Below are 22,393 nucleotides of genomic sequence, written 5' to 3'. Positions count from 1 at the left end.
TCGCTACCGGTTTCGGCATCGTCGGAGCGGGTGCCATGACTTCTTTCGTCGACGCGTCGCCCGATCCCGTGACCTACCCGGTCGCCGGCCTCAACGATGAGGTGGAGCTGATCGAGGACCGCTACGGCGTCCCCCACCTCTACGCCGACAGCGAGGACGACGTCTTCCTCGCGCAGGGCTTCAACGCGGCCAGAGAACGTCTCTTCCAGATCGACCTCTGGCGGCGTCGCGGGCTGGGTTTGCTCGCCGAGGTCTTCGGGCCCGATCACGCCGAGCAGGATCGCGCGACGCGCCTGTTCCTCTACCGCGGCGACATGGACGCCGAATGGGCGCGCTACTCCGAGGACGCGCAGCACATCGCCACCCTGTTCGTCCAGGGCATCAACGCCTACATCGACTGGCTGGACGCCCACCCGGAGAGGCTGCCCGAGGAGTTCCGGCTCCTCGACTACCGGCCTGCCCGCTGGGAACCGGCCGATGTGGTGCGCATCCGCAGCCACGGCCTGACGCGCAACCTGGAGAGCGAGGTGGAGCGAGCCCGGGTCGTCTGCGCTGCGGGAGCGGAAGCCGACCTGGTGCGCCAGGGGCTGCAACCTGATCACCGGACGGTCGTGCCGCGAGGATTCGACCCCTGCGCGCTTCCCGCCGACGTGCTGGACGTTTTCGACCTGGCGACCCAGGACGTGGAGTTCAAGGAAGGTTCCCTTCGTCGCATCCCGCGCGATGCGACGACCGAGGGCAGCAACAACTGGGTGGTCAGCGGGAAGCGCACGGCGACCGGGCGTCCGATCTTGGCCAACGACCCGCACCGGGCCTACTCGGCACCGTCGCTGCGCTACATCGCGCACCTGTCCGCGCCCGGCCTGGACGTGATCGGTGCGGGTGAGCCCGCGCTGCCGGGGATCTCCATCGGTCACAACGGGACCGTCGCCTTCGGCCTGACGATCTTCCCGATGGATCAGGAAGACCTCTACGTCTACCAACTCGATCCGGCCGATCCCCGCCGCTACCGGTACGACAACGGCTGGGAGGAGATGACCGCGCTGCGCGAAGCGGTCCCGGTGCGCGGTGAGGCGGACCGCGAAGTGGAGCTGGCCTTCACCCGGCACGGTCCGGTGATCCACGTCGACCGGAAGCGCAACCTCGCCTATGCGGTGCGCACCGCGTGGCTGCAGCCGGGAATGTCCCCGTACTTCGGCAGCATCGCTTACATGCGCGCGCAGAGCTTCACCGAGTTCACCGACGCGATGCGCAATTGGGGCGCCCCGACGGAGAACCAGGTCTACGCCGATGTGGAGGGAAACATCGGGTGGGTACCGGCGGGGATGGCTCCCAAGCGGGTCGGCTACGACGGGTTGCTCCCCGTCCCAGGTGACGGGCGCTACGAGTGGGACGGTTTCCACTCGGGTGACGACCTCCCGAGGTCGTTCAACCCGGCCGAGGGCTTCATCGCGACGGCGAACCAGTTCAACCTGCCGCCCGAGCACCGGAACCTGGGGTTGGGCTACGAGTGGACCAACCCGTTCCGGCACCAGCGGATCGTGGAAGTCCTCTCCCGCCAGCGCAAGCACACCGTCCGCGACTCCGAACTGCTGCAGAACGACCAGTTGTCGCTACCGGCGAGGCGGATCCAGCCGCTGCTGTCGCGTGTGGACAGTGGTGAGGCCGAGTTGCGACGCGCTCTGCGGCTGCTGCGCGACTGGGACGCGGTCTTGGACGCGGATTCCCCCGCCGCGGCGCTGTTCGAGGTGTGGTTGTCCAAGCACCTCGGCCCGGGGTTCGCGCGGGCCGCGGTGCCGGAGGCGGCTGAGCACATCGACAGCGTGGACAACCTGGTCATGCTCGAAGAGCTCGAGAAACCGGGTCGTTGGCTGCCGGACGCGGTTGCGCGCGACCGGCTGCTGCTGGAGACGCTGCGCTCGGCCTGCGCGGAGGTGAAGGAGCTGCTCGGCCGTGGTGAAGCGTCGTGGAAGTGGGGGCGCTTGCACCACAGCCTCTTCGAGCACCCGGCCTCGGACGCCTTCGACGAGGCCCAGCGGGCGCGCTTCGACGTGGGACCGCTGCCGCGGGGCGGGTCGTCGGCGACGGTGAACCAATCCACCTACCGCGTCAGCGACTTCCGCCAGACCAACGGCCCTTCCTTCCGGATGGTGCTCGACGTCGGCGACTGGGACTACTCGGTCGCGGTGAACACGCCGGGCCAGTCGGGGAATCCGTGGGACCCGCACTACCGCGACCTCGCCGAGAGCTGGCAGGAGGGAAGCTACTTCCCCCTCCGCTACAGCCGCGAAGCCGTCGAGGAGATCGCAGAGCGCAGGATCCTGCTGGTGCCGGCCTGATCTGGCAAACCCGGCTGATCACGAAGGTGGCCCCGGCTATGGGGAGAAAGGTTCCCTCGCGCCACCGGTCGCCGAGGCGAGAACGGCGGGTCCGCACGGGACCCGCCGTGGATGAACCGGGTCAGTGGGCGTTGGCCGCTGGCTCGACCAGCTCGACCAGAACGCCGCCGGCGTCCTTGGGGTGGACGAAGTTGATGCGGCTGTCAGCGGTGCCTCGACGGGGCTTCTCGTAGAGCAGGCGCAGACCTTTGGCGCGGAGGGCGGCCATCGCGGCTTCGACATCCGTGACCCGGTAGGCGAGTTGCTGGAGGCCAGGTCCGTTCTTGTCGAGGAACTTGGCGATGGTGGAGTCGTCGCGCAGCGGTGCGATGAGCTGGATCTGGGTGGCTCCGGTGGTGTCGCCGGGTGCGCGCAGCATCGCTTCGCGGACGCCCTGCTCCTCGTTCTCCTCGGAGTGGGCGACCTCGAGGCCGAAGGTGTCGCGTTGGAAGGCGATGGCCTCGTCGAGGTCGGGGACCGCGATGCCCACGTGATCGATTGCCGTGACCAGGTCGTTCAGTTCCGCTCGCATGGTCGCAGCGTAGTCGTCGCGGAAAGCCTGGGAAAAGCGGCGAAATCCGAAGATCGAATTGCCCCAACAGGTGGAGTCGGTTGGTCTGTCCCGGAGGCGAGCATGTGGCCAATTCACGCGGAAGGGGCAGAAATGGTCAAGACGCAACGAACCCGCAGACTCGCCGTCCTCCTCGTCTCGTTCGGCATCGCCGCTGCGACGGCCGCTCCCGTCGCACTCGCCGCAGGCGATGACGGGACCATCAGTGGCGGAGGCGGTCCCAACCCGAACGCCGAGAGGATGAGCCGGGACCGTGGCTGGGTGGTACCCCTCGCGCCTCTGCACTTCGGTGCGGAACCGTACGCGCAGGTGCAATCCGCGGCCGCCACCGCAGCCGACGAAGCCGGCTGCAGCATCAGCGCCGAAGCCGCGACGAACCTGGCGCTGTCCACGACCTGGCCGGAAGTGTCGCCGTCCGGGGAGTCACCATCCCCGATGACGCTGTCCCGCTACGACGACCAGACCTCGCTGGCCGACCCCGAGCAGCGGGCGAAGGGACTGTTCTTCAACCCCGGCGTCGGCATGTGGCAGCTCGACTCGGCCGGACTGGGCAAGGAGGAAACCGCCGCGACCGCCATCGACAGCTCGTCCGCGGCTGCGAAGATGGTTCCCTACATGGTCGACAGGTACTGCTCGTCCATCAACGGCGGTTCCAGCGAAGCCTCCGCCCGCGCCTCGGCGTGGAGTGACTGGAACGCCTGCGGTTCCGGTGCCTGCGAGGACGTCTACCAGCGGCTCGGCTCGGACGGTGTGACCAAGGACGAGAACGTCGGGCGCTACGGCGGCGCCGAGGCGCGCAAGTGCACCTTCGAAGGTGCCGAGTACGACTGCCTGTACGTCGATCCCAGTGCGGCGCAGGGCGAGGACGCCTGGACCGCCGACGACTACGGACCCGCACCTCTCCCGGCCCCGTTCTACGCCTTCACCTACGAGAAGAGCGGCGTCGACTACGAGGTCAGGTACTGGCTCAAGGGCGACTCCGGTGCGTCGACCGACGTGTCCGCCTCCAGGGAATTGGGCGTGAACGCCCGCAGCAAGCTGTCCTGGGACGAAGAATCGACCCTCTGCGACACCACCACCGGCACCGGCAACTGCTGACGCCGCACGGCTTCGGGGCCGGTGTGAGCATGGGAACCTTCCTGTCACTCCGGCCCGGTGAAACCGCTGCACGGGAACCTTCCGCTCACCTCGCGAGCACGGCTTATGGCAGTCGTCACAGGCGGTGCTCGCGGGGTTCGCGGGTATGGTCCCGATGGCGTTCGCGGGAGATGATGGTGCGCGACGCCGAAGAGTTGGTGTGTCGACGATGACCGGGAGGCAATCGTGAGTGGTTCTGTGATCGTTGCGGGCGCGCGCACCCCGATGGGGCGACTGCTCGGTTCGCTCAAGGACTTCTCCGGTGCGCAGCTCGGTGGAGTCGCCATCAAGGCCGCGCTGGAGCGCGCCGGGGTCGCGCCCGAGCAGGTCGAGTACACGATCATGGGTCAGGTGCTGACCGCCGGTGCCGGGCAGATCCCCGCCCGCCAGGCCGCTGTCGCCGCCGGCATCCCGATGGACGTTCCGGCGCTGACCATCAACAAGGTCTGCCTGTCCGGGCTCGACGCGATCGCGTTGGCCGACCAGCTCGTCCGGGCCGGTGAGTTCGACATCGTGGTGGCCGGTGGTCAGGAGTCCATGACCCAGGCGCCCCACCTGCTCACCGGTTCACGCGAGGGCTTCAAGTACGGCGACGCCAACATGCTCGACCACATGGCGCACGACGGGCTGTTCTGCGCGTTCGACCAGGTAGCGATGGGTGTTTCGACCGAGAAGCACAACACCCGCTACGAGCTGACCCGCGAGGAGCAGGACGCCTTCTCCGCGCGTTCTCACCAGCGCGCCGCAGCGGCGATCGAGTCCGGTGCGTTCGCCGAGGAGATCGCGCCGGTGGAGATCCCGCAGCGCAAGGGCGACCCGGTCGTGTTCGACACCGACGAGGGCGTGCGCGGTGCGACCACCACCGAGACGCTGGGCAAGCTGCGCCCGGCTTTCTCCTCCGACGGAACGATCACCGCTGGCTCGGCCTCGCAGATCTCCGACGGTGCCGCCGCGGTCGTGGTGATGAGCAAGGCCAAGGCCGAAGAGCTGGGCCTGGACTACCTGGCCGAGATCGGCGCGCACGGCGTGGTGGCCGGTCCGGACGCGAGCCTGCACGAGCAGCCGTCGAACGCGATCAAGAAGGCTTGCGAGAAGGCCGGCGTCGACGCGACCGGTCTGGACCTGGTGGAGATCAACGAAGCTTTCGCCGCGGTCGGCATCGTCTCGACCCGTCAGCTGGGAATCGCCGAGGAGAAGGTCAACGTCAACGGCGGCGCGATCGCGCTGGGCCACCCGATCGGTATGTCCGGTGCCCGCCTGGCACTGCACCTTGCGCTCGAGCTCAAGCGCCGCGGCGGCGGAACCGGTGCAGCCGCGTTGTGCGGCGGCGGTGGCCAGGGCGACGCTCTGCTGCTCACGGTCCCCTCAGCCTGATCGCGGCATCCCCGAGAAATCCCTGAGTGGTACCCGGGGATTTGCCCACCTTCATGATCAACTGTCTGGTTCGTGGCTACCCTGGACCCCATGAAGTGGCTTCCAGGGGGATGGCAACGAGCTGACTGGGGCGAACCGACGCGCACGATCCCGCGCGGGACCGCTCGATACACCGGAGGGCGCCCGGCGGCGGAACCTCACCGCCCGCTGGCCGCCGCTCCCGGTCCCGCGCTGCTGGGCGCTGATGCTCGCGACGTCGATGTGAGCGCGGCGAGCTTCCGCACGCTGCTGATCGGGGGCGGGATCAGCGGCCTGGGAACCGTGCTGATCGCGGCGACGCTCGCCAACAACGGCAGCACACCGGGCATGTGGTTCTGGCAGCTGGTCTTCGGCGTGGCGTTCCTGTGGTTTCTGATGGGGTCACGCGGGACGCTGCGCGGCCGCGGGTTCCTCATCGACCGCAGCGGGTTCTACGCGCGCACCACCGGCGAGGTCGTCGGCGTCGACTGGCGTGAGATCAAGGCCGTCGGCATCGGCACGCTGCCGTGGATCGAGAACAAGCGGCCGGTGAACCCGGAGCGCCGCCGGGCGCTGGAGATCTACCCCGCGGACGCCGGTTTCGTCGAGCGTCACCCGGAGCTGGAGCGCTGGTGGGTGGAGGAGCCGCCGACGGTGCAAGGCCTCCCGCCGGACCGCTACCGGTTCCACCTACCGCCGTTCAGCAGCCTGCCGAAGGAGCTGGAGAGCGCGATCAAGGACATCGCGCCGCAGAAGTGGGTGGGCCAGTACCGGCGTCACCTGCCGCCCCCGCCGCAGGGCTGATCGACCTCGACGCCCAGGCTCGCGACCGGGTCAGCGGCGCTCAGGAGCGGATCGTCGACGGCGAAGGTGCGTGCCACGCCCCTTCCCGTCGTCGCCGTTTCGAAGCGGATGGTGACCCGGCCGTGTCCGGAGCCCTGCACCCAGCCGTGCCCGTGCTCGGCGTGCTGGACGTCGTCACCCGCTCGCCACTGCCGCGATGACGGCCGCGGCGCTTCGGCCGGTTCGGCGGACTCCGGCTCGGGCGCGGGTCCGTCCTCCGGGTCGGAGGGGTGGTCGAACAGCGATTCCTGCTCAGAGGTGGCAAGACCTGAGTAGGACACCCCGACCAGTCGCACCGGCGTTCCCGGCGGCAAGGCGATCGGCAGGAGACGGCGGGCCGCGGCCGAGAGCGTGTGCAGCTCGCTGGTGGCCGAGGAGAAGGTCTCGGCGCGGCTGATCGTGGTGAAGTCCGAGTCGCGGACCTTGAGGGTCACCGTGCGCGCGGCGCGTCCCGAGGACACCAGCCGCCGGTGGGCGTTCTCGGCCTGGCCGACTACCTCGGCCAGCAGCGTCTCGCGGTCGGCGATGTCGTGGTCGAAGGTGGTCTCAGCGCTGACCTGCTTGGCCTCGGCGCGCTCGGCGACGGGGTGGTCGTCAACGCCCTGCGCGAGCCGGTGCAGTTCGCCTCCTACGGCCTGCCCGAGCAGCGAGGTCACGTCCTGCGGGTGCATCGCGGCGAGCTCGCCGATCGTGTTGACCCCGATGCGGTGCAGCTTGGACTCGGTGACGGGCCCGATGCCCCACATCTTGCGCACCGGAAGCGCCCACAGCAGTTCCAGCTGCTCATCAGGCGGCACGACCAGCATGCCGTCCGGTTTCGCCAGTCCCGAGGCGATCTTCGCCAACTGCTTGCCCGGGCCCGCACCGATCGAGGCCACCACCCCGACCTCGCGCTGCACGCGCGCCCGCAGGGCGCCTGCGAACTCCTCGACGCGCTGCACGTCAGCACCGGCGAGTTCGGCGGGTTCCAGGAACGCTTCGTCGACCGACACCTGCTGCACGACGTCGGAGACCTCGCGCACGATCCCCAGGACCTGTCGGCTCACGACCTGGTAGACGCGGAAGCGAGGCGGCAGGACGACCGCAACGGGGCAGCGCCGACGGGCTTCGCCCATCGGCATCGCTGACTTCGCCCCGTACTCGCGGGCTTCGTAACTGGCACCGGCGACCGTGCCGCGCGGGCCGAGCCCGCCGACCAGGACCGGACGGCTGCGCACGGTGGGGCGGGTGAGCTGCTCCACGGACGCGAAGAACGCGTCCATGTCCATGTGCAGCACCCACCTCATGGGACTCATTGAACTCGAACAGGCCGACAAGGGCCCAGGAGGCGCGGCCGTGAGCGCCGTCTCCGTCCTCATGCCGGCCGCGAGCTCAAGGTTGCCTCCGGCTCACCGCGCCCCGTCCGGACCGGTGCATGGGAACCTTCCTGTCACTTCCAGGCAGGGTTTCAGCGCAGGCGGGACCAGGCGTAGGTGGTCATCGCGTCTCGGAGGTACGCGGCCATGCCCTTGGGCTTGCGGCGCTCGATGCGCTGCCGGAACTTCGGCTGGTTGACGTACATCTCGGCCAGCCGCAGGTAGGAAGCGCGGTCGGGCGTCCAGAAGTGCCCGAGCCACTGGTAGTGCTCGTGGACGATCTGCTGGGTCCGGGGATCGTTGCTGGGCACACCGGTGGCGAACAGCTCCGCGACGGTGGAGCTGATCCGTTGCCAGTCCTGCCCGATCTTGCGGGCGAGGGCGTGCTTCTGAGCGGGGTTGAGGTTCCCGGCTCCGGGGGGTGTGGCGTTTCCGATCAGCGCGGTGCCGTCCTCGACGGCCTCGGTCTGTTCGAGAGCTGCGCTCCCGGACAGGTTGTTCGGATGCACGGCGTTCCCCCTGTTTCGATCACGCGCGAGCACCGCGCCTTCCGCCACGAACTACGTGCAGTGACAACGTAAGACTCTTTCGAGCGAAATGTGTCAACTGCCCGTGGCACATTAGCGGAGACGCGTAGCTCCGGTGCGTGATCCGACAGATCCGCGCCCACTCCGTGATCGCGACGCGGATTTCAGGGAGGGCTCAGCCCTGCTGGTCTTCTTCCGGTTCTTCCTTCGCGGCAGGCTCGCGAGGCGCGAGGAAGACCACGCCCCGGTCCAGGTCCAGCGGACCGCCCGGGTCGTGCTCGCGGGAAACACCGTCCTCGTCGCCCTCGTGCTTGAGCCTGCGACCGGGGAACATCTCACCGATTGCTGCCATAACCCCACCGTAACCGCGACCTGCGCCGGGGCACAGCGGTGAGCGAAAGGTTCCCATGCTCGCACCACCGGGCGCTCCCGAGAGAGACGAAGGTGCCCGTCTCGCCAGTGGCGAGACGGGCACCTGTCGGTCAACGCCTCAGCACTGGGACTTGTAGAAGTACTGAGCCTGCTGGTCCATGTTGTCGCGGGTGAGGGAGATCATCTCGGTCTTGGTCTCGCGCTCGACCGGCTGTCCCTTGATCGCCGCGATGGCGCGCTTGACGCCCTCCTGGCCGATCTTGCCCGGGTTCTGCGCGATGAGGGCCTGCACCCGCCCGTTGCGGAGGTCGTCGACCTGCTTGGGACTCGCGTCGAAGCCCACCAGCTGCACCTGACCGGACTTGCCCGCGTTGGACAGCGCGGTGCCCGCGCCCTCACCGGTGTTGAGGTTCGTGCCGAACACGCCCACGAGATCCGGGTTGGCCGCCAGCGTCGAGGACACGATCTGCGCGGCCGTGGCCGGTTCGTTCTCGGTGTACTGGGTCGGCAGCAGTTTCAGGTTCGGGTGCTTCTTGACCTCGTCCTCGAAGCCCTTGGCGCGCTCATCGGTGGTGGAGGTGCCCGCCTTGGTGTTGAGCGCGAGCACCGAGCCCGGCTTGCCGCCCAGCAGCTGCACCAGCGTTTGCGCCGCCAGTTGTCCGCCGGCGTAGTTGTCCGACGAGAGCGAGGTGACTGCGACGGAACGGTCCTCCAGCGCGGTGTCGACCTCCACGACCTGGATGCCGTTGCCCTTCGCCTGCTGCAGCGGCGCGGCCAGGGCCTTGTCATCAGTCGGGGCGATGATCACCGAACCCGGCTTGCTGCTGACGATGCCGCCGAGGATCTGCGACTGCTCCGCCTGCTCGAACTTCTCCGGGGCCTGCACGTTGAGCTGGTAACCCTGCGCTGCGGCTTCCTGCTGCGCAGCGCACTCGATGGAGACGTAGAAGGGTTCACCGCGCTGACCGGTGATCAGGGCCAGGTTCTTGTTGTTCGGGTCGGTCTGCCCGCCGGTGCCACCGATCTGCCCGGAACCGCATCCGGCCAGCAGCAGCGCTGCGGCGCCGAGCGCTAACAGCCCCTTGTGCGTTCTCATCGAAACAACCTCCACACGGCTTTGTGTTGAAAAAGGCTTTGGTTTCAAAGGTTTTCAGGTCAACGGTTGTTGCGTGCCCGACGCCGGCGCTGGTCCAGGTAGACCGCGGCGACCAGGACCGCCCCGACAGCGATCGGCTGCCAGAACGGGCGAACACCGGCCATCACGAATCCGGCGTCGAGCACCGCCGGGATGAAAACGCCGATGACACTGCCGAGAATCGTTCCGATGCCGCCGAAGAGGCTGGTCCCGCCCAGCACCACGGCAGCGATCGAGTTGAGGTTGTCGTTGCTGTGGCCGCTGATCGTGGTCGTGCCGAAGTAGGCCAGTGACATGAAACCGGCCAACCCGGCCAGAACGCCGGTGAGCGTGTAGACCGCGATGAGGTGGCGGGTCACCTTGATCCCGCTGCGCCGCGCGGCTTCGGCGTTGGAACCGATCGCGTAGGTGTAGCGGCCGAAGGCGGTGGTGTGCAGCAGCCACATCGCCAGCAGCGTGATGATCGCGGCCAGGATCACCAGGTTCGGCACCACCGCGAAGGACGTGCCCGTGCCCAGCGTCGTGCGCAGCGCGGCGGGAACCGTGCGCACGTCGATGCCGTTGGTCAGCAGCTGAGCGGCGCCGAGCGCGGCGCCGAAGGACCCGAGCGTGACGATCAGCGCCGGGACCCGGGCCACGGCCACCAGCAGCCCGTTGAGCAGCCCCCACACCGCACCGCCGAGCAGCGCGGCCACCAGGCCGATCGCGATGACGCCCCAGCTCGCGTCGGTGGCGTCGCCACCGCTGAGCGCCTCCATGGTCATCGCCGAGACGACCCCGGCGAACACCAGCACCGAACCCACCGACAGGTCGATGCCGGAGGTGATGATCACGAAGGTCATGCCCACCGCGAGCATCAGCAGCGGCGCGGCCTGCACCAGCAGGTTCTGCACGTTGAACAGGGTCAGGAAGGCGTCAGGGCGCAATGCGCCGAACAGCGCGCACAGCACCACGAGGACCAGGCCGGTCCACACGGTGTTGGAACCGGCCAGCCGGGAGCGGAGGCTCGCCGCGGGTTCGTCGGGGGATTGCTGCACCGGCTTCTCGGGGGAAGTCTTCTGCGGAGTGGACATCAGCTCGCGTCCTCCTGCGACAAGGCCCCGGTCATCGCGCCGACCAGGTCTTCCAACTTGGCTTCCGACGCGTTGAACCGCGCCACCCTGCTGCCCAGGCGCAACACCTCGACGCGGTCGGCGACCGAGAGCACCTCGGGCATGTTGTGGCTGATCAGCACCACGGCCATGCCGTTGTCGCGAACCCGCCGGACGACGTCGAGGACGCGTTCCCGCTGCACCACGCCGAGTGCGGCGGTCGGTTCGTCGAGGAACACCAGCCGGCTCGCCCACGCGACCGAGCGCGCCACCGCGACGCTCTGCCGCTGCCCGCCCGACAGCGCGCCGATCGGCACCGACAGGTCGGGCAGCGCCACGCCGAACTTGGCGAACTGCTCGGTGGCCTCGGCGCGCATCTTGGCCTTGTCCAGCATCCCGAGCTTGCCGAGCACACCGGAACGCCTGATCTCGCGTCCCAGGAAGAGGTTCGCGGCCGGGTCCAGGTCCGGCGCGACGGCCAAGTCCTGGTAGGCGGTCTCGATGCCGTGACCGCGTGCAGCGGACGGCGAGTCCAGCGACACGGGTGTGCCGTCGACCAGGATCTGGCCCGAATCCGGTTGCTCCACCCCGGAAAGGCACTTCACGAGGGTTGACTTGCCGGCACCGTTGTCACCGATGAGCGCGACCACCTCACCGGGATGCACGGTGAAGGAGGCCCCTCGCAGCGCTTCCACGCTGCCGTAGCGCTTGACGAGATCACGTGCTTCGAGAAGTGGTTCGGTCATGCGTGGCTCCCAGCTGATGGAGGTCTGCACAGCACGGTGGTGAGATCCCCTTCGAGGCGGGTCTGCCCGGCGGCGTGCGGAACGACAGCGGTGGCGCCGCGGCTGAGCTGCAGAGGGGAACCATCCGCGCAGTGCAGCTCCCCGCTGCCGTCCAGAACGATCAGCACCCCGAAGGACGGGTCGAGTTCGGCCGAACCGTGCACGCGGTCGGCGCGGAAGAACGGTGCGGCGTCGTCGGCGAGCAGCGGAACGCGTCCTTCACCCAGCTCGCCGGTGCGCTTGATCAACGATTCCAGGAGAGCATCGTCGAACCCGGACCGGTTGACGGTCTCCAACGCGGTGGCGGTCTCCAAACCGAGGAAAGCGCCTTCGGCGTCGGTGAGAAATCCCTGCCACTCGAGGGTGATCGAGAAATCGGTGGGCTGCTGCAGCTCCACGATGAAGACCCCGGCGCCGATGGCGTGCGGAGTGCCCGCGGGAACGTGCACCGTGTCACCCGGCTTGACCGGGATCTCGTTGAGCGAGCCCAGCATCGCCGAGGAGTCCTGGGTGCGCACCCACTCGGCAACGACCTCAGGCGACACGTCCTCTCGGAAGCCCAGGTAGACCACGGGGTTCGCGCCGCTCGTCCCCACGACGATCCACGCCTCGGTCTTGCCGAAGCGAGAACCCAGGTGCTGCTTGGCGAATCCGTCGTCGGGGTGGCAGTGGACCGGCAGCCGCTGACCGGCGTCGAGCAGCTTCACCAGCAACGCGGTGCTCTCACCGAAGGCCGACACGTGATCGGCTCCCAGCCAGGACTGCGGGTCGCTGTTGACGACGTCTCGCAGCAGCTGTCCGTCGGGCAGCCGCGAAAGGCCGGACTCTTCCTGGCCGAACCGGGTGGTGGTGGACGCGACCCAGTCTTCGGGGCCGAACTCGCGGTCATCTCCGCCGCCGCGCAACGCGGCGATCGACGCTCCACCCCGGTAGAACTGCCGGGGTTGGTTCGCCGGCAGCACCGTTGCCCGCGCGGATGGTGAACTGTGGACGGAACTCAACGAACTACCTCTCCAGATCCTCGGACCAGCAGCCTGGTCGGGACGACCACGCGACCGGGCGGCGACGTGTCGCCGTCCAGCCGCGCGAACAGCAACTCGGCCGCGGACTTGCCCAGCGCCCAGGTGTCGTGGGTGACCACGGTGATCGGGGGGTCCAGCAGGTCGGCCAGCTCGAAGTCGTCGAAGCCGACCAGCGCAGGTCGCGAAGGCCGGCCGGCCAGCGAGCGCAGTGCGTGGATGGTGATCCGGTTGTTGCCGGTGACCAGCGCGGTGGCGTCGCGCAGCGAGCCCGAGAGCGCTGCGGAAACGGACTCGTCGCCGTGCGGCCCCATCACGACCAGCTCGGGGTCGAAGGGAACACCGGCCTGGGCGCAGCCCTCGCGGAATCCGCGGAGCCGCTCGGAAGCGGTGTGGATCTCGGGGGCGTCGCCCAGGAAGCCGATGTGGCGGTGGCCCTGCTCGGCGAGGTGCCGGGCGGCCTGCGCCGTCCCGCCGGCGTTGTCGATGAGCACCGAGTCCGCTTCGAGGTTGCCCGGCGGCCGGTCGACGAAGACGACGGGGGTGCCCGTGTTGATCTCGTGCGCGATGTAGCCGTGCTGGTGGCCCGCGGGGACGACGATCAGCCCGTCGACTCGGCGCGCGCAGAACTCCAGGACGAGTTCTCGTTCCCGGGTCGGGTCTTCGTCGGAGGACCCGGTGAGCACCTGCTTGCCCTGCACACGAGCGACTTCCTCCACCGCCCGGGTCAGCATCGAGTAGAAGGGGTTGGCGAGGTCCTCCAGGACCAGGCCGAGGGTGCCGGTCCCGGTGCCGCGGCGCAGGTTGCGGGCGCTGATGTTGCGGCGGAAACCGAGCTGGTCGATCGCTGAGAGCACGCGCTGCGCGGTCACCGGATGAACCCCGGCTTCGGCGTTGACGACGCGGGAGACCGTTTTGACGCTCACACCGGCCAGCCGCGCGACATCGGTCATGGTGGCGCGGCGGACGCTTCTCGAGTCAGACAACGTTGTCATGGCGGAGCGGATTGGACCCCACCCGCGATCGGTTTGTCAATGCTGTTCGTCCGGTTCTGCTGCGCCCGGACGCGCCGCTTGCACCACCCGGCCCAACGGCGGCGGGCGCACCGCGATCGCTGCCACCAGGCGCGGGGAAGTGACAGGAAGGTTCCCTTTCTCTCGGTTCAGCGCGGTGCGGAGGGAGGGGTCAAGGCATCCGGCGGCCGTACCCGGTGCGCCTGATCGGCGCTTCCGGTGGCCAAAACCGACAGGAACGGTGCTGAGCGTTGACCTCGTCCGCGCCGGCCCGCGACGGTGGTTCCGCGTGGCTTGACAAGGTTGTCTAGGTGCGGAGAAGACGATGCTTCCAGGCATGTCCAGAAGGTCCGTGTTGCGCGTGATGGGTGCCGCGGCCGTCGCAGGCGCGATGTTCGCGACCACGTCGGTTCCGGCGTCGGCGCAGGGGAATTGGAAACCGGTCGCCGACGCCGTTCGCGAGGAGTTCCTGTGGGCGTGGCGCCACTACGTCGATCGCGCTTTCGGCGCCGACCACATCAAACCGATCTCGGGCGGCGGGGAGGACTTCTTCGTCGAAGGGCACTCGGTCGGCCTGAGCGTCGTCGAGGCCGTGGACACGCTGTGGCTGATGGAAGCCGACGCCGAGGTCGAGCGAGCCGTGCAGTGGATCATCGACAACCTCGATTTCAACATCGACGCTCCCTTCCAGGTCTTCGAGACGAACATCCGCATGGTCGGCGGACTCGCGGCCGCCTACCACTGCACCGGTGATCCGCGGCTTCTCGAGCGCGCCAAGGACGTCGCCGACCGGCTGCTGCCGGCTTTCACCCAGTCCCCGGCGGGTTTGCCCTACCGGTACGTGAACCTCGCGACCGGGCAGGTGAGCGACCCGGAGACCAACATCGTCGAGATCGGTACCTACATCGCCGAATTCGGCGTCCTGTCGGAGTGGACCGGGGACAGCCGCTATTACGACCTGGCGAAACGAGCCATGCGCGTGGCCTACGACCAGCGCACGGAAATCGGCCTCCTGCCGCACGACATCAACGCCGAGACGGGGCAGTGGCGCAACCGCGAAGCGACCATCGGACCGCCCGGCGACTCCTACTACGAGTACCTGTGGGATGGGTACCGGCTGTTCGGTGACCCGGAGCTCAAGCAGTGGTACGACACCCTCACCGGCGCGATCCTGTCGAAGCAGGCCGAACGCCGGGACGGGATGTTGTGGTTCCCGCAAGTCGACGCCTTCACCGGCGAGGTCCTCAGCCGGGAGCAAAGCGTCCTCGCCGGTTTCTACGCGGGGCTGCTCGCCGAATCCGGCCGCGTCGCCGAAGGTCGCGCCTACCACGATGCGTTCAACCTGGTGCAGGACGAATTCGGCGTGATCCCGACCTTCGTGGACTACTCGACGATGAAAGCGACCCGCGTCGACAACGCGCTGCGCCCGGAGTTCGCCGACTCCGCGCTCATGCTGTGGCTGGCCACTGGTGACGAGGTGTTCCGCGAGCGCGCCCACACCCACTTCAAGAACATGGTGGCCACGTCCAAGGCGAAGTACGGTTTCGCGTCCCTGGCGGATGTCACCGCCGCACCTCCGTCCCAAGAGGACACGTGCCCGGGCTACTGGTGGTCGGAGCAGATGAAGTACTACTGGCTGCTGTTCTCCGACACCCCGAGGCTGGATTACCGCGACAACTACCTGAGCACCGAGGCGAACCTGCTGCGCGGAGCGCGGCGCTGAGGTGAGGATGGGAACCTTCCTGCCACCGGTGGTGAGCGAAAGGTTCCCATCCTCGGCCCTTCCCCGGGGATACCCTGGACGTCATGGCTGATCATGTTCAGGTGGTGACCACCACCGACTCCGAGGAGTCGGCCGCCGAGCTCGCGAGGGGTGTTGTGGAGGCGGGGCTCGGGGCGTGCGTGCAGGTCGTGCCGATTCGCAGCTTCTACGTGTGGGATGGCGCGGCGCAGGACGACCCGGAGTGGCAGCTGCAGATCAAGACCTCCAGCGGACGGTTGGAGGCCTTGGTCGCGCACGTGAAGGACCATCACGGCTACGACGTTCCGGAGATCATCGCGACGCCGATCGTCGGCGGGAACCCCGATTACTTGGCTTGGGTCGACGAACAGACCACTCCGGCGTCTCGGTGACGCGCGCCACCGGGCACACTCGCTAGAGGTGCCGTGCAATCGGAAGTGGGGTCGACGTGCCGCGTAGCTATGGCGGGTGGTTTCGGCTGGTCGCGATCGCCGAGGCGTTCTCGTGGGCGGGACTGCTGGTGGCGATGGCGTTCAAGTACGGGCTCGGATGGCCGCTGGGCGTGACCATCATGGGGTCGGTCCACGGCGCGTTGTTCACCGCTTACGTGGTGACCGCGCTGGTCGTGTTCAGCCCGCTGCGCTGGCGCTTCTGGACGTTGGCGTTGGCGTTGGTGGCGTCGGTGCCGCCGCTGGCGACGGTGTGGTTCGAGCGCTGGGCCCACCGCCGCGGCATGCTCACCGTGCCGGACTCCGACGCCCCGACGTTCTGGGGCCACGTGCGCTACGCGCTCAAGGAGCTCAACTAGAAGTCGCCTGCGGAGTGGCGGACCTTGCCCAGCAGTTCGGTGAGCTGCTGGGTCTGGCGTTCGGTGATGCCGCTGAGGCCGAAGTCGATCTCGGTGACCGCGTCGGTTGCCTTCTGCATGAGGTCCCGACCTTGCTCGGTGATCTCCACCAGCGTGGTGCGCCGGTCCGTCGGGTGCGGAACGCGCCGGACCAGGCCGTCCTGCTCGAGCCTGTCGACGATGTTGGTCACGCTTGTCGGGTGCAGCTGAAGCCGGTCGCCCATGACCCGCATCGGCAGGCTGCCGCGCTTGGAGAACGTCAGCAGCACGAGGGCTTCGTACCGGGCGAAGGTCAGGTTGTGCGCGCGCAGGGCGTTGTCGACCGCTGACTGCAGGATCTGCTGCACGCGCATCACGCTGGTCACCGCGGCCATCGTCGTGGACGGGCCGATCCGCTCTCCCCAGGTCTCGGCCGCGCGGGCGATGGGATCGAAGGGCAGTGGGCCACGGGAGCTCATAGCGCCGACGCTAGCAGCGAGAGGAAGCATGCCTGATAACTGTGCTGCTACTACTGGTGCTGGGACTTGATTGACGTGGACTGAGGAGGCAGACGTGCTGGTGGCGTTCAGCGTGGCCCCGAGTGGGGTTGGTGAGAGCGACGGTGTCAGCGAGGCGGTCGCAGCCGCGGTGAAGGTGGTCCGGGATTCCGGTCTGCCGCACGAGACGACGTCGATGTTCACCACGATCGAGGGCGAGTGGGACGAGGTCATGGACGTCGTCAAACGGGCGACCGAGGCGGTGTCCGCGCAGGCCCCGCGCACGAGCCTGGTGCTCAAGGCCGACATCCGACCCGGGCACTCAGGTCAGCTGCGGGCGAAGGTGGATCGGATCGAGCAACATCTTCGGGAACAGTAGGTGAACGCGAAACGGGGGTGGTGTCAGCGACACCACCCCCGTGATCACGTCAGGCTCGACTGACGTCAGCCCTCCGGGTGGTCCACCACCGGGGCGTTGACGCACTCGCTGCTCTGCGGCGACAGAACCGGGACGACGACGCCGATCGCGGCACCCACGTTGTTGCCGCAGGCCTGCACCGGGACGGCGCTGATGTTGTTGTCGTCCAGCAGGTTGACGCCGTCGTTGTCGGCGGTGTCAGCGAACGCGGCGCTGCCCAGGGTCACGATGCTGAGGGCGGCGACGCCGGCGGCACCGGCAACACGGGTTGCAATACGCACTGTTTCGAACCTCTCGTTGAACTACTGGCCGAAGGTCCCCCACGAGAGACCCCGCGGCCCGCGAGCGGACGACAGTCCCTCGCGGGCTCTGTGTCCTCTTCGGCGATCACTGCGGGAGAACATGAGGGTTTGAGTGCCTACTCCACCTGTTCGAGTGTCTTCGTTCACCGGATCGAATTGATCTTTGCCGTTCCCGCGTGTTGGTCGAGTGCATTCGGTGACCAGCTCGCCGCCCGGATGTGACCTTGCGTCCGCTCGTGCGAGAAAGGTTCCCTTCATCGCACGCCCACGCGCCACGCCGCAGGTAGGACGTGTCAGGATGGAAACTGTGACGAGGCCGGATCCACGCCAGAACGCAGCAGCGATGTCCGCCGGGATGGCGGGCGCAGTCGACCTGTCGGCACTCAAGAACCGTGCCGAGGCCGCCAACTCCAGCGCGCAGCCGCCCAGCGGCGGTGACGGAGCGGCCGGGCCATCGCACCCGGCGATCATCGAGGTCACCGAGGCCGACTTCCAGGCCGAGGTGGTCGAGCGCTCCCTGCAGGTTCCGGTCGTCGTGGACCTGTGGGCGACCTGGTGCGAGCCGTGCAAGCAGCTGTCGCCCGCGCTGGAGAAGCTCGCCCGCGAGTACAACGGCGCCTGGGTGCTGGCCAAGGTCGACGTCGACGCGAACCCCCGGATCGCGCAGCTGTTCCAAGTCCAGTCGGTGCCCATGGTGATCGCGGTCGCCGGGGGCCAGCCGGTCGACGGCTTCGCCGGTGCTCAGCCGGAACCGCAGCTCCGGGAGTGGATCGACTCCCTGCTCAACGCGCTGCGCGACCAGTTGCCCGGCATCCGGGCGGCCGAGGAGGGCGCCCCTGAAGGCGCCGAGCCGGAAGAGGAACCCGAGGACCCGCGGTTCACCGCGGCCGAGGACGCCTTGGAGCAGGGCGACTTCGCCGCCGCCGAGGCCGCTTACCAGCAGATCCTCGACAGCGAGCCCGCCAACGAGCAGGCGAACGCCGCTCTGATGCAGGTGCGCTTCATGGCCCGCGCCGAGCAGGCCGACCCGTCCGCGATCGAGCGCGCCGACGCCGCACCGGACGACCTCGACGCACAGATCGCCGCCGCTGACGCGGAGGTCGCGTTCGGCAAGGTCGACGAAGGCTTCAGCCGCCTCATTCAGACCATCAAGCGCACCGCGGGAGACGACCGCGACCGGGTGCGCACGCACCTGGTCGAGATGTTCGAGATCTTTCCCGATGGCGACGAGCGGGTCACCAAGGCCCGCCGGAACCTCGCCAGCGCGCTGTTCTGATCTTCACCACCACGATCGCCCTCGAAACCAGCCCGGTTCCGGGGGCGATCGATCTCGTGGTGAGTGCGCAGCCCCTCCGCCGGAATCCGGGGGCCTTGATCAGGCCGGCTCCAGCAGGCGCTCGCGCAGCGTCGCGAAACCGGACTCGCCCAGCACCCTCGCGGTCTTCAGGTATGCGGCGAAATCCCGTCCGCCGAGGACCTCGTCGAGGGCGTCGCGTTCGGTCGTGCCCTGCTGGGTCAGGAATTGCTCGACCTTCCCGGTGTCATCGCCCATGCCCGACGCCGCGCACTGCTCCGCGCGGCGCCGATGACTGATCGCGTAGTCCTCGGCGATGTCCCGTGCGCTCGCTCCGAGCGCGGCCAGCAGAACCAGGCAGATCAACCCGGTGCGGTCCCTGCCGCCGCCGCAATGCACCAGCACGCCGCCAGGTTCCGCATCGGCGATGGCGCCGGCGACCTCGCCGACCAGCTGCGGATAGCGGTCGAGGAACGGCCCGAAGTACAGGGGAGTGCACGAGAAGGCCCCACCCCAGCGGTCCCAGAACTCGGTGTCGGAGGTGTCGTCCAACGCGATCCGGATCGTGCTCAACCCTGCCGGACGGGGAGCGCGTTCGGGCTCCTCCTCGCCAGGACCGGTCAGGTCGATGATCGTGCGGACCCCGTGCTGCCACACACGTTCCCAGCCCACCGCCGTCAGCCTCGCAGGGTGCTCCGCTCGTACCACCGCTCCCCAGCGGACGCGGCCGCCTGCCACTGGCACGCCCCCCAGGTCCCGGGCGTTCACCATGCCCTCGAAGTCCAGAATCCGTTGCGCGCTCATGCTTCGGAGGACGCGTGGGCTCGATCGAGGTTGTCCGGCGCCCTCAACCCCCGTACTTGGTGGTGCACGGCGCGAGGCCTTCTTGCACACCGACCCGGAAGGCCTCCACTCGCGCGAAACCGACCGGAACCTGATCGCCGTTGACGTTCGCCGAGATCAAGCTCTGCTCGCCGAGCAGCGCGGACACGCCCTCGTCGATGTCCTCGGGCACGATCCGCAGCTTGCCCACCGGGTTGCGCTGCCCGATCGGGTCCTCCACCAGCAGACCGCTCCACGCACCGACCATGCACGCGGTGCGGAGCCCGGCAGCCTCGTCATCGAGGGAGTAGCCGGCGGCCTTCTGGACCGAGAGCGCGTACCGGGAAGCCACTTGCGCGTAGGCGGCGAAGTCGCCGTAGCCGGCGGATTGGCTCTCCTTGCTCGGAGGCGTCGCGATCTCGCGCAGCTCCGGAACGTTCAACGAGATCGTGTTCGTCTCGGTGCAGTACGACGCGGGCGTGGTCGGTTGCCGCCCGGAGCAGGTCCTGGGCTCGGCGATGATCCTCGGCGGCTCCGCACCGGTGTCCCGGAACACCGCGTGCAGGCTCTCCTCCACGGCCTTCAAGCTCTTGTCGTCGACGGGCAGGTCGGTCTCCTGCTGGGTGGGCTTCCAGTTCTGGAACAGCGTGGTGCGCTTCTTGACCTCGTCGTTGGTCATCTCCGCGCAGCGCTCGGGCCCGTCGCTGAAGCCGAACTGGAAGGCGCTGACCCGGTCGAAGGCTGTGCCGTGCGCATTGCTGCCCGTGAAGTCCGAGGCGCCGGGCGAGTCGCGGATGAAGTTGAGCACGCCCATGACCTCGTTGAGGCCGGACCCGGTGGACACCTGGAAGTACTGCGAAGAGCCCTCGGCGACGTGCCGGAAGTAGGCGCCGGTGAAGCAGTCCGCCTGCTGCTCCAGCACGATCACGGGATCGTTCTGCCCGGAGGTGCCCGCGCGGTGCTGCACGGCGTGCCCCATCTCGTGGGCCAGCACGGTCACCACCGCCAGCGGCCCGAAGCTGTTGTTGAGCTCCGGGAGCAGCGTTCCGCGGTCCCAGGCGACGAGGTCCTCGGGCGGGCAGTAGAAGGCGTTGACCATCCCCCCGGTGTTCTGCCCGCACAGCGGGGCTCCGGGAGCTCCCGAGTCGTAGGAGATCAGGCGCTTCACCGGTTCGAACTTCTTGCCGTCGAAGGCCTCCGGGAAGGCATCCGCCCAGTAGGCGTCGACGTCGGCGACCGCGTTGCGGGCGAGCTTGTCCATCTCGCCGTTGTCGGTGCCCTCGACCGGGAGCGGAGCCTGCGGGGAACCTTCCTTCGGCCCGCTCGGGCCGTCGGCGGCCGGAAGCCCCGCCACGCTGGTGGTGGAGTAGCCGCCCAACGTCGTGGGCACTCCGCTGATGACCTGCGAACACCCGCTGACCAGGGATGCGCAGGTGAGTGCCGAGATCACGGCGCCGAGGATGCGCCTACGCCGCCGGGTTCCCGTCGCAACCACTCCACGCGCCCCATCTCGCTACCGGTACTGAACTCGTCGCACTGGGCCGGCCGCGCGGACCGGTCTGCGCGAAGCAGCCTATCGGGTGGTGGATCTTCGTCACGGACGATCTCAGCGGACGCCGATCGTGCGTGGCAGGAAGGTTCCCATGCTCACTTCAGGCACTCGGTAGAGCCGGAGGTCACGCCGTCGCGGAAGGCCGCGATCCGAGCCGAACCGCTCATCGGGGCGCCTCCGCCGCGGGAGACCACGTCGGAGTCGAGGACGAGCTGCACCGCCTCGTCCAGGTCGCCCGGTGACAGGTGCGGCTGCTGCGCGGTGAACGCGCCGGTCAGGCAGAGGATGCGTTCGCCGGTCACGCGCTGCCCCAGCTCGGACAGCGCCGCGAGCGCGTAGCGGGAAGCGAGCAGCGTGGTGACGGCCTGGTCGCCGATGTCCTCGTGCGTCCTGCTCAACGCCGCGGGATCGGCGCTGACCGTCGGAGGTGACGGGCAGAAACCGACCGGTTCGCCGGCGCCAGGGCAGCCGGTGGACCGCGCGGGAGGGACCCATCGTCCGCCGTGGTCGACGACGACGGACCTGAAGTGCTCGGCCATGGACGTGGTGTCCAGCAGAGATGCCAAGGGCTCGTTCGGATCGTCGTCGACCGGCTCGGCGACGTTGCTCTCGGTCACCCCGGTGCACCCGCGCGGGCCCCCGCCGAATCCGTGCTGGAACGCGGTCACACGATCGAAGGCGGTGCCGTGCCCGGTGGTGCCGACCGGGTCGCGGAAGACGGTGATGGCGCGCAGCGCCGCGTCGATCTGGTCGGGGTCGGTGCGCAGGTGCTGAGCGTGCCCGTCGGACACCCAGCGCAGGAAGGAACCCGCGTAGCAGTCGGCCATCGCTTCCAGTCGCAGCGGCTCGCCTTCGGTGAGACCTGCGCGCTGCTGAACGGCGTGTCCGACTTCGTGGGAGAGCACCACCGCCACGGCCGTGTCCCCGTAGTGCTCGCGCAGCACCGGAAGCAGTGCGGTGCGATCCCATGCGATGGCGTCCACGGATTGGCAGTAGTACGCGTTGCCCTCGACCTCCTGCCGGTCCGAGGCGCATGGCGGAGGCGTGCCGACGCCGCCGGTGTCGACCGAGAAGAACCCTCCGTCGAGGTCGCGCCAGGGGGAACCGAACGCGTCGGGGTAGGCCTGCGCCCAATAGCGCTGCGCGTCGGTCACGACCGCGGCCGCCAACCGATCGGTGTCGCCGCGGTCGGTTCCGTGCACGAAGGCCGGGTCCACCGCGGGTTCCGACACACTCGGCCCCGGAGCCGGAGGAGTCGTGCAGGCGCTGATGATCAGCCCGATGGTCACCGCGACAAGTCCGAATGCACGCACGCGACCCAGC

Annotated in this window: 23 protein-coding genes; 9 read left to right on the top strand and 14 right to left on the bottom strand. The window is 68.7% G+C overall.

Translation table 11 applies throughout. The features are described from left to right. Positions 1 to 35 precede the first annotated feature (35 nt). On the top strand, positions 36 to 2,339 hold the full coding sequence (locus FHU35_RS08490; RefSeq protein WP_145737768.1) for a penicillin acylase family protein: 2,304 nt from the start codon (positions 36 to 38) through the stop codon (positions 2,337 to 2,339). Positions 2,340 to 2,460: 121 nt separating this feature from the next. Here the strand turns inward: FHU35_RS08490 and mce are convergent, their stop codons facing one another. Next, on the bottom strand, positions 2,461 to 2,910 hold the full coding sequence (mce, locus tag FHU35_RS08485; RefSeq protein WP_145737767.1) for a methylmalonyl-CoA epimerase: 450 nt from the start codon (positions 2,908 to 2,910) through the stop codon (positions 2,461 to 2,463). A gap of 132 nt (positions 2,911 to 3,042) precedes the next feature. Here mce and FHU35_RS08480 point away from each other — a divergent pair, with 132 nt between their 5' ends. From FHU35_RS08480 to FHU35_RS08470, 3 genes are all read left to right on the top strand, one after another. Next, positions 3,043 to 4,047 carry a hypothetical protein gene (locus FHU35_RS08480; RefSeq protein WP_145737766.1) on the top strand — a complete coding sequence of 335 codons (1,005 nt, stop codon included), beginning with the start codon at positions 3,043 to 3,045 and terminating at the stop codon, positions 4,045 to 4,047. 225 nt (positions 4,048 to 4,272) lie between these two features. After that, the gene (locus tag FHU35_RS08475; RefSeq protein ID WP_145737765.1) at positions 4,273 to 5,460 is read left to right on the top strand and encodes an acetyl-CoA C-acetyltransferase; all 1,188 of its coding nucleotides are present in this window, start codon (positions 4,273 to 4,275) and stop codon (positions 5,458 to 5,460) included. Positions 5,461 to 5,550: 90 nt separating this feature from the next. After that, a complete protein-coding gene (locus FHU35_RS08470; protein ID WP_145737764.1) occupies positions 5,551 to 6,282 on the top strand; it encodes a hypothetical protein in 732 nt (243 codons plus the stop codon). On the opposite strand, the gene FHU35_RS08465 is transcribed toward FHU35_RS08470, so the two are convergent. The 8 genes from FHU35_RS08465 to FHU35_RS08435 form a co-directional block, all read right to left on the bottom strand. Continuing rightward, complete coding sequence (locus FHU35_RS08465; RefSeq protein ID WP_145737763.1) at positions 6,255 to 7,607, bottom strand: DNA polymerase IV; 1,353 nt, start codon at positions 7,605 to 7,607, stop codon at positions 6,255 to 6,257. The genes FHU35_RS08470 and FHU35_RS08465 overlap by 28 nt on opposite strands. Before the next feature lie 161 nt (positions 7,608 to 7,768). Next, complete coding sequence (locus FHU35_RS08460; RefSeq protein ID WP_145737762.1) at positions 7,769 to 8,185, bottom strand: TipAS antibiotic-recognition domain-containing protein; 417 nt, start codon at positions 8,183 to 8,185, stop codon at positions 7,769 to 7,771. A 193-nt stretch (positions 8,186 to 8,378) separates the two neighbouring features. Further along, positions 8,379 to 8,555 (bottom strand): hypothetical protein, encoded by a 177-nt coding sequence (locus FHU35_RS29205; RefSeq protein WP_186459303.1) that lies wholly within the window; start codon positions 8,553 to 8,555, stop codon positions 8,379 to 8,381. A gap of 138 nt (positions 8,556 to 8,693) precedes the next feature. Then, positions 8,694 to 9,671, bottom strand: a complete 978-nt coding sequence (locus FHU35_RS08455; protein ID WP_145737761.1) for an ABC transporter substrate-binding protein — start codon at positions 9,669 to 9,671, stop codon at positions 8,694 to 8,696. Positions 9,672 to 9,730: 59 nt separating this feature from the next. Further along, entirely contained in the window at positions 9,731 to 10,783 is a 1,053-nt protein-coding gene (locus tag FHU35_RS08450) for an ABC transporter permease (RefSeq protein WP_145737760.1), read from the bottom strand. Further along, positions 10,783 to 11,547 carry an ATP-binding cassette domain-containing protein gene (locus FHU35_RS08445; RefSeq protein WP_145737759.1) on the bottom strand — a complete coding sequence of 255 codons (765 nt, stop codon included), beginning with the start codon at positions 11,545 to 11,547 and terminating at the stop codon, positions 10,783 to 10,785. The genes FHU35_RS08450 and FHU35_RS08445 overlap by 1 nt, the downstream gene beginning before the upstream one ends. Next, complete coding sequence (locus FHU35_RS08440) at positions 11,544 to 12,548, bottom strand: class I mannose-6-phosphate isomerase (protein WP_145737758.1); 1,005 nt, start codon at positions 12,546 to 12,548, stop codon at positions 11,544 to 11,546. The genes FHU35_RS08445 and FHU35_RS08440 overlap by 4 nt, the downstream gene beginning before the upstream one ends. A gap of 35 nt (positions 12,549 to 12,583) precedes the next feature. After that, complete coding sequence (locus tag FHU35_RS08435; RefSeq protein WP_145738050.1) at positions 12,584 to 13,558, bottom strand: LacI family DNA-binding transcriptional regulator; 975 nt, start codon at positions 13,556 to 13,558, stop codon at positions 12,584 to 12,586. Between the two features lie 397 nt (positions 13,559 to 13,955). On the opposite strand from FHU35_RS08435, the gene FHU35_RS08430 reads away from it, so the two are divergent. The 3 genes from FHU35_RS08430 (at position 13,956) to FHU35_RS08420 (ending at position 16,167) form a co-directional block, all read left to right on the top strand. Then, entirely contained in the window at positions 13,956 to 15,341 is a 1,386-nt protein-coding gene (locus FHU35_RS08430) for a glycoside hydrolase family 47 protein (RefSeq protein ID WP_246110137.1), read from the top strand. A gap of 83 nt (positions 15,342 to 15,424) precedes the next feature. Next, entirely contained in the window at positions 15,425 to 15,751 is a 327-nt protein-coding gene (gene cutA / locus FHU35_RS08425; protein ID WP_145737757.1) for a divalent-cation tolerance protein CutA, read from the top strand. Between the two features lie 56 nt (positions 15,752 to 15,807). Beyond that, positions 15,808 to 16,167 (top strand): DUF3817 domain-containing protein, encoded by a 360-nt coding sequence (locus FHU35_RS08420; protein ID WP_425474107.1) that lies wholly within the window; start codon positions 15,808 to 15,810, stop codon positions 16,165 to 16,167. On the opposite strand, the gene FHU35_RS08415 is transcribed toward FHU35_RS08420, so the two are convergent. Then, entirely contained in the window at positions 16,164 to 16,664 is a 501-nt protein-coding gene (locus tag FHU35_RS08415; protein WP_145737756.1) for a MarR family winged helix-turn-helix transcriptional regulator, read from the bottom strand. The genes FHU35_RS08420 and FHU35_RS08415 overlap by 4 nt on opposite strands. A 94-nt stretch (positions 16,665 to 16,758) precedes the next feature. Here FHU35_RS08415 and FHU35_RS08410 point away from each other — a divergent pair, with 94 nt between their 5' ends. Next, a complete protein-coding gene (locus FHU35_RS08410; protein WP_145737755.1) occupies positions 16,759 to 17,061 on the top strand; it encodes an MTH1187 family thiamine-binding protein in 303 nt (100 codons plus the stop codon). Between the two features lie 65 nt (positions 17,062 to 17,126). Here the strand turns inward: FHU35_RS08410 and FHU35_RS08405 are convergent, their stop codons facing one another. Beyond that, positions 17,127 to 17,381: a hypothetical protein gene (locus FHU35_RS08405; RefSeq protein ID WP_145737754.1), complete on the bottom strand. Its 255-nt coding sequence runs from the start codon at positions 17,379 to 17,381 to the stop codon at positions 17,127 to 17,129. Positions 17,382 to 17,745: 364 nt separating this feature from the next. Between FHU35_RS08405 and FHU35_RS08400 the strand changes: the two genes are divergently transcribed. Next, the gene (locus tag FHU35_RS08400) at positions 17,746 to 18,678 is read left to right on the top strand and encodes a tetratricopeptide repeat protein (RefSeq protein WP_222429298.1); all 933 of its coding nucleotides are present in this window, start codon (positions 17,746 to 17,748) and stop codon (positions 18,676 to 18,678) included. Positions 18,679 to 18,777: 99 nt separating this feature from the next. On the opposite strand, the gene FHU35_RS08395 is transcribed toward FHU35_RS08400, so the two are convergent. The 3 genes from FHU35_RS08395 to FHU35_RS08385 form a co-directional block, all read right to left on the bottom strand. After that, positions 18,778 to 19,500 (bottom strand): tyrosine-protein phosphatase, encoded by a 723-nt coding sequence (locus tag FHU35_RS08395; RefSeq protein ID WP_145737753.1) that lies wholly within the window; start codon positions 19,498 to 19,500, stop codon positions 18,778 to 18,780. A gap of 43 nt (positions 19,501 to 19,543) precedes the next feature. Then, positions 19,544 to 20,968, bottom strand: a complete 1,425-nt coding sequence (locus tag FHU35_RS08390) for a neutral zinc metallopeptidase (protein ID WP_246110136.1) — start codon at positions 20,966 to 20,968, stop codon at positions 19,544 to 19,546. Between the two features lie 197 nt (positions 20,969 to 21,165). After that, the gene (locus tag FHU35_RS08385) at positions 21,166 to 22,383 is read right to left on the bottom strand and encodes a neutral zinc metallopeptidase (RefSeq protein ID WP_246110135.1); all 1,218 of its coding nucleotides are present in this window, start codon (positions 22,381 to 22,383) and stop codon (positions 21,166 to 21,168) included. Positions 22,384 to 22,393 lie beyond the last annotated feature (10 nt).

Source organism: Saccharopolyspora dendranthemae, from assembly GCF_007829955.1.
In the GTDB taxonomy this organism is placed as follows: domain Bacteria; phylum Actinomycetota; class Actinomycetes; order Mycobacteriales; family Pseudonocardiaceae; genus Saccharopolyspora; species Saccharopolyspora dendranthemae.
This window is presented reverse-complemented; position numbering and strand designations above follow the sequence as displayed.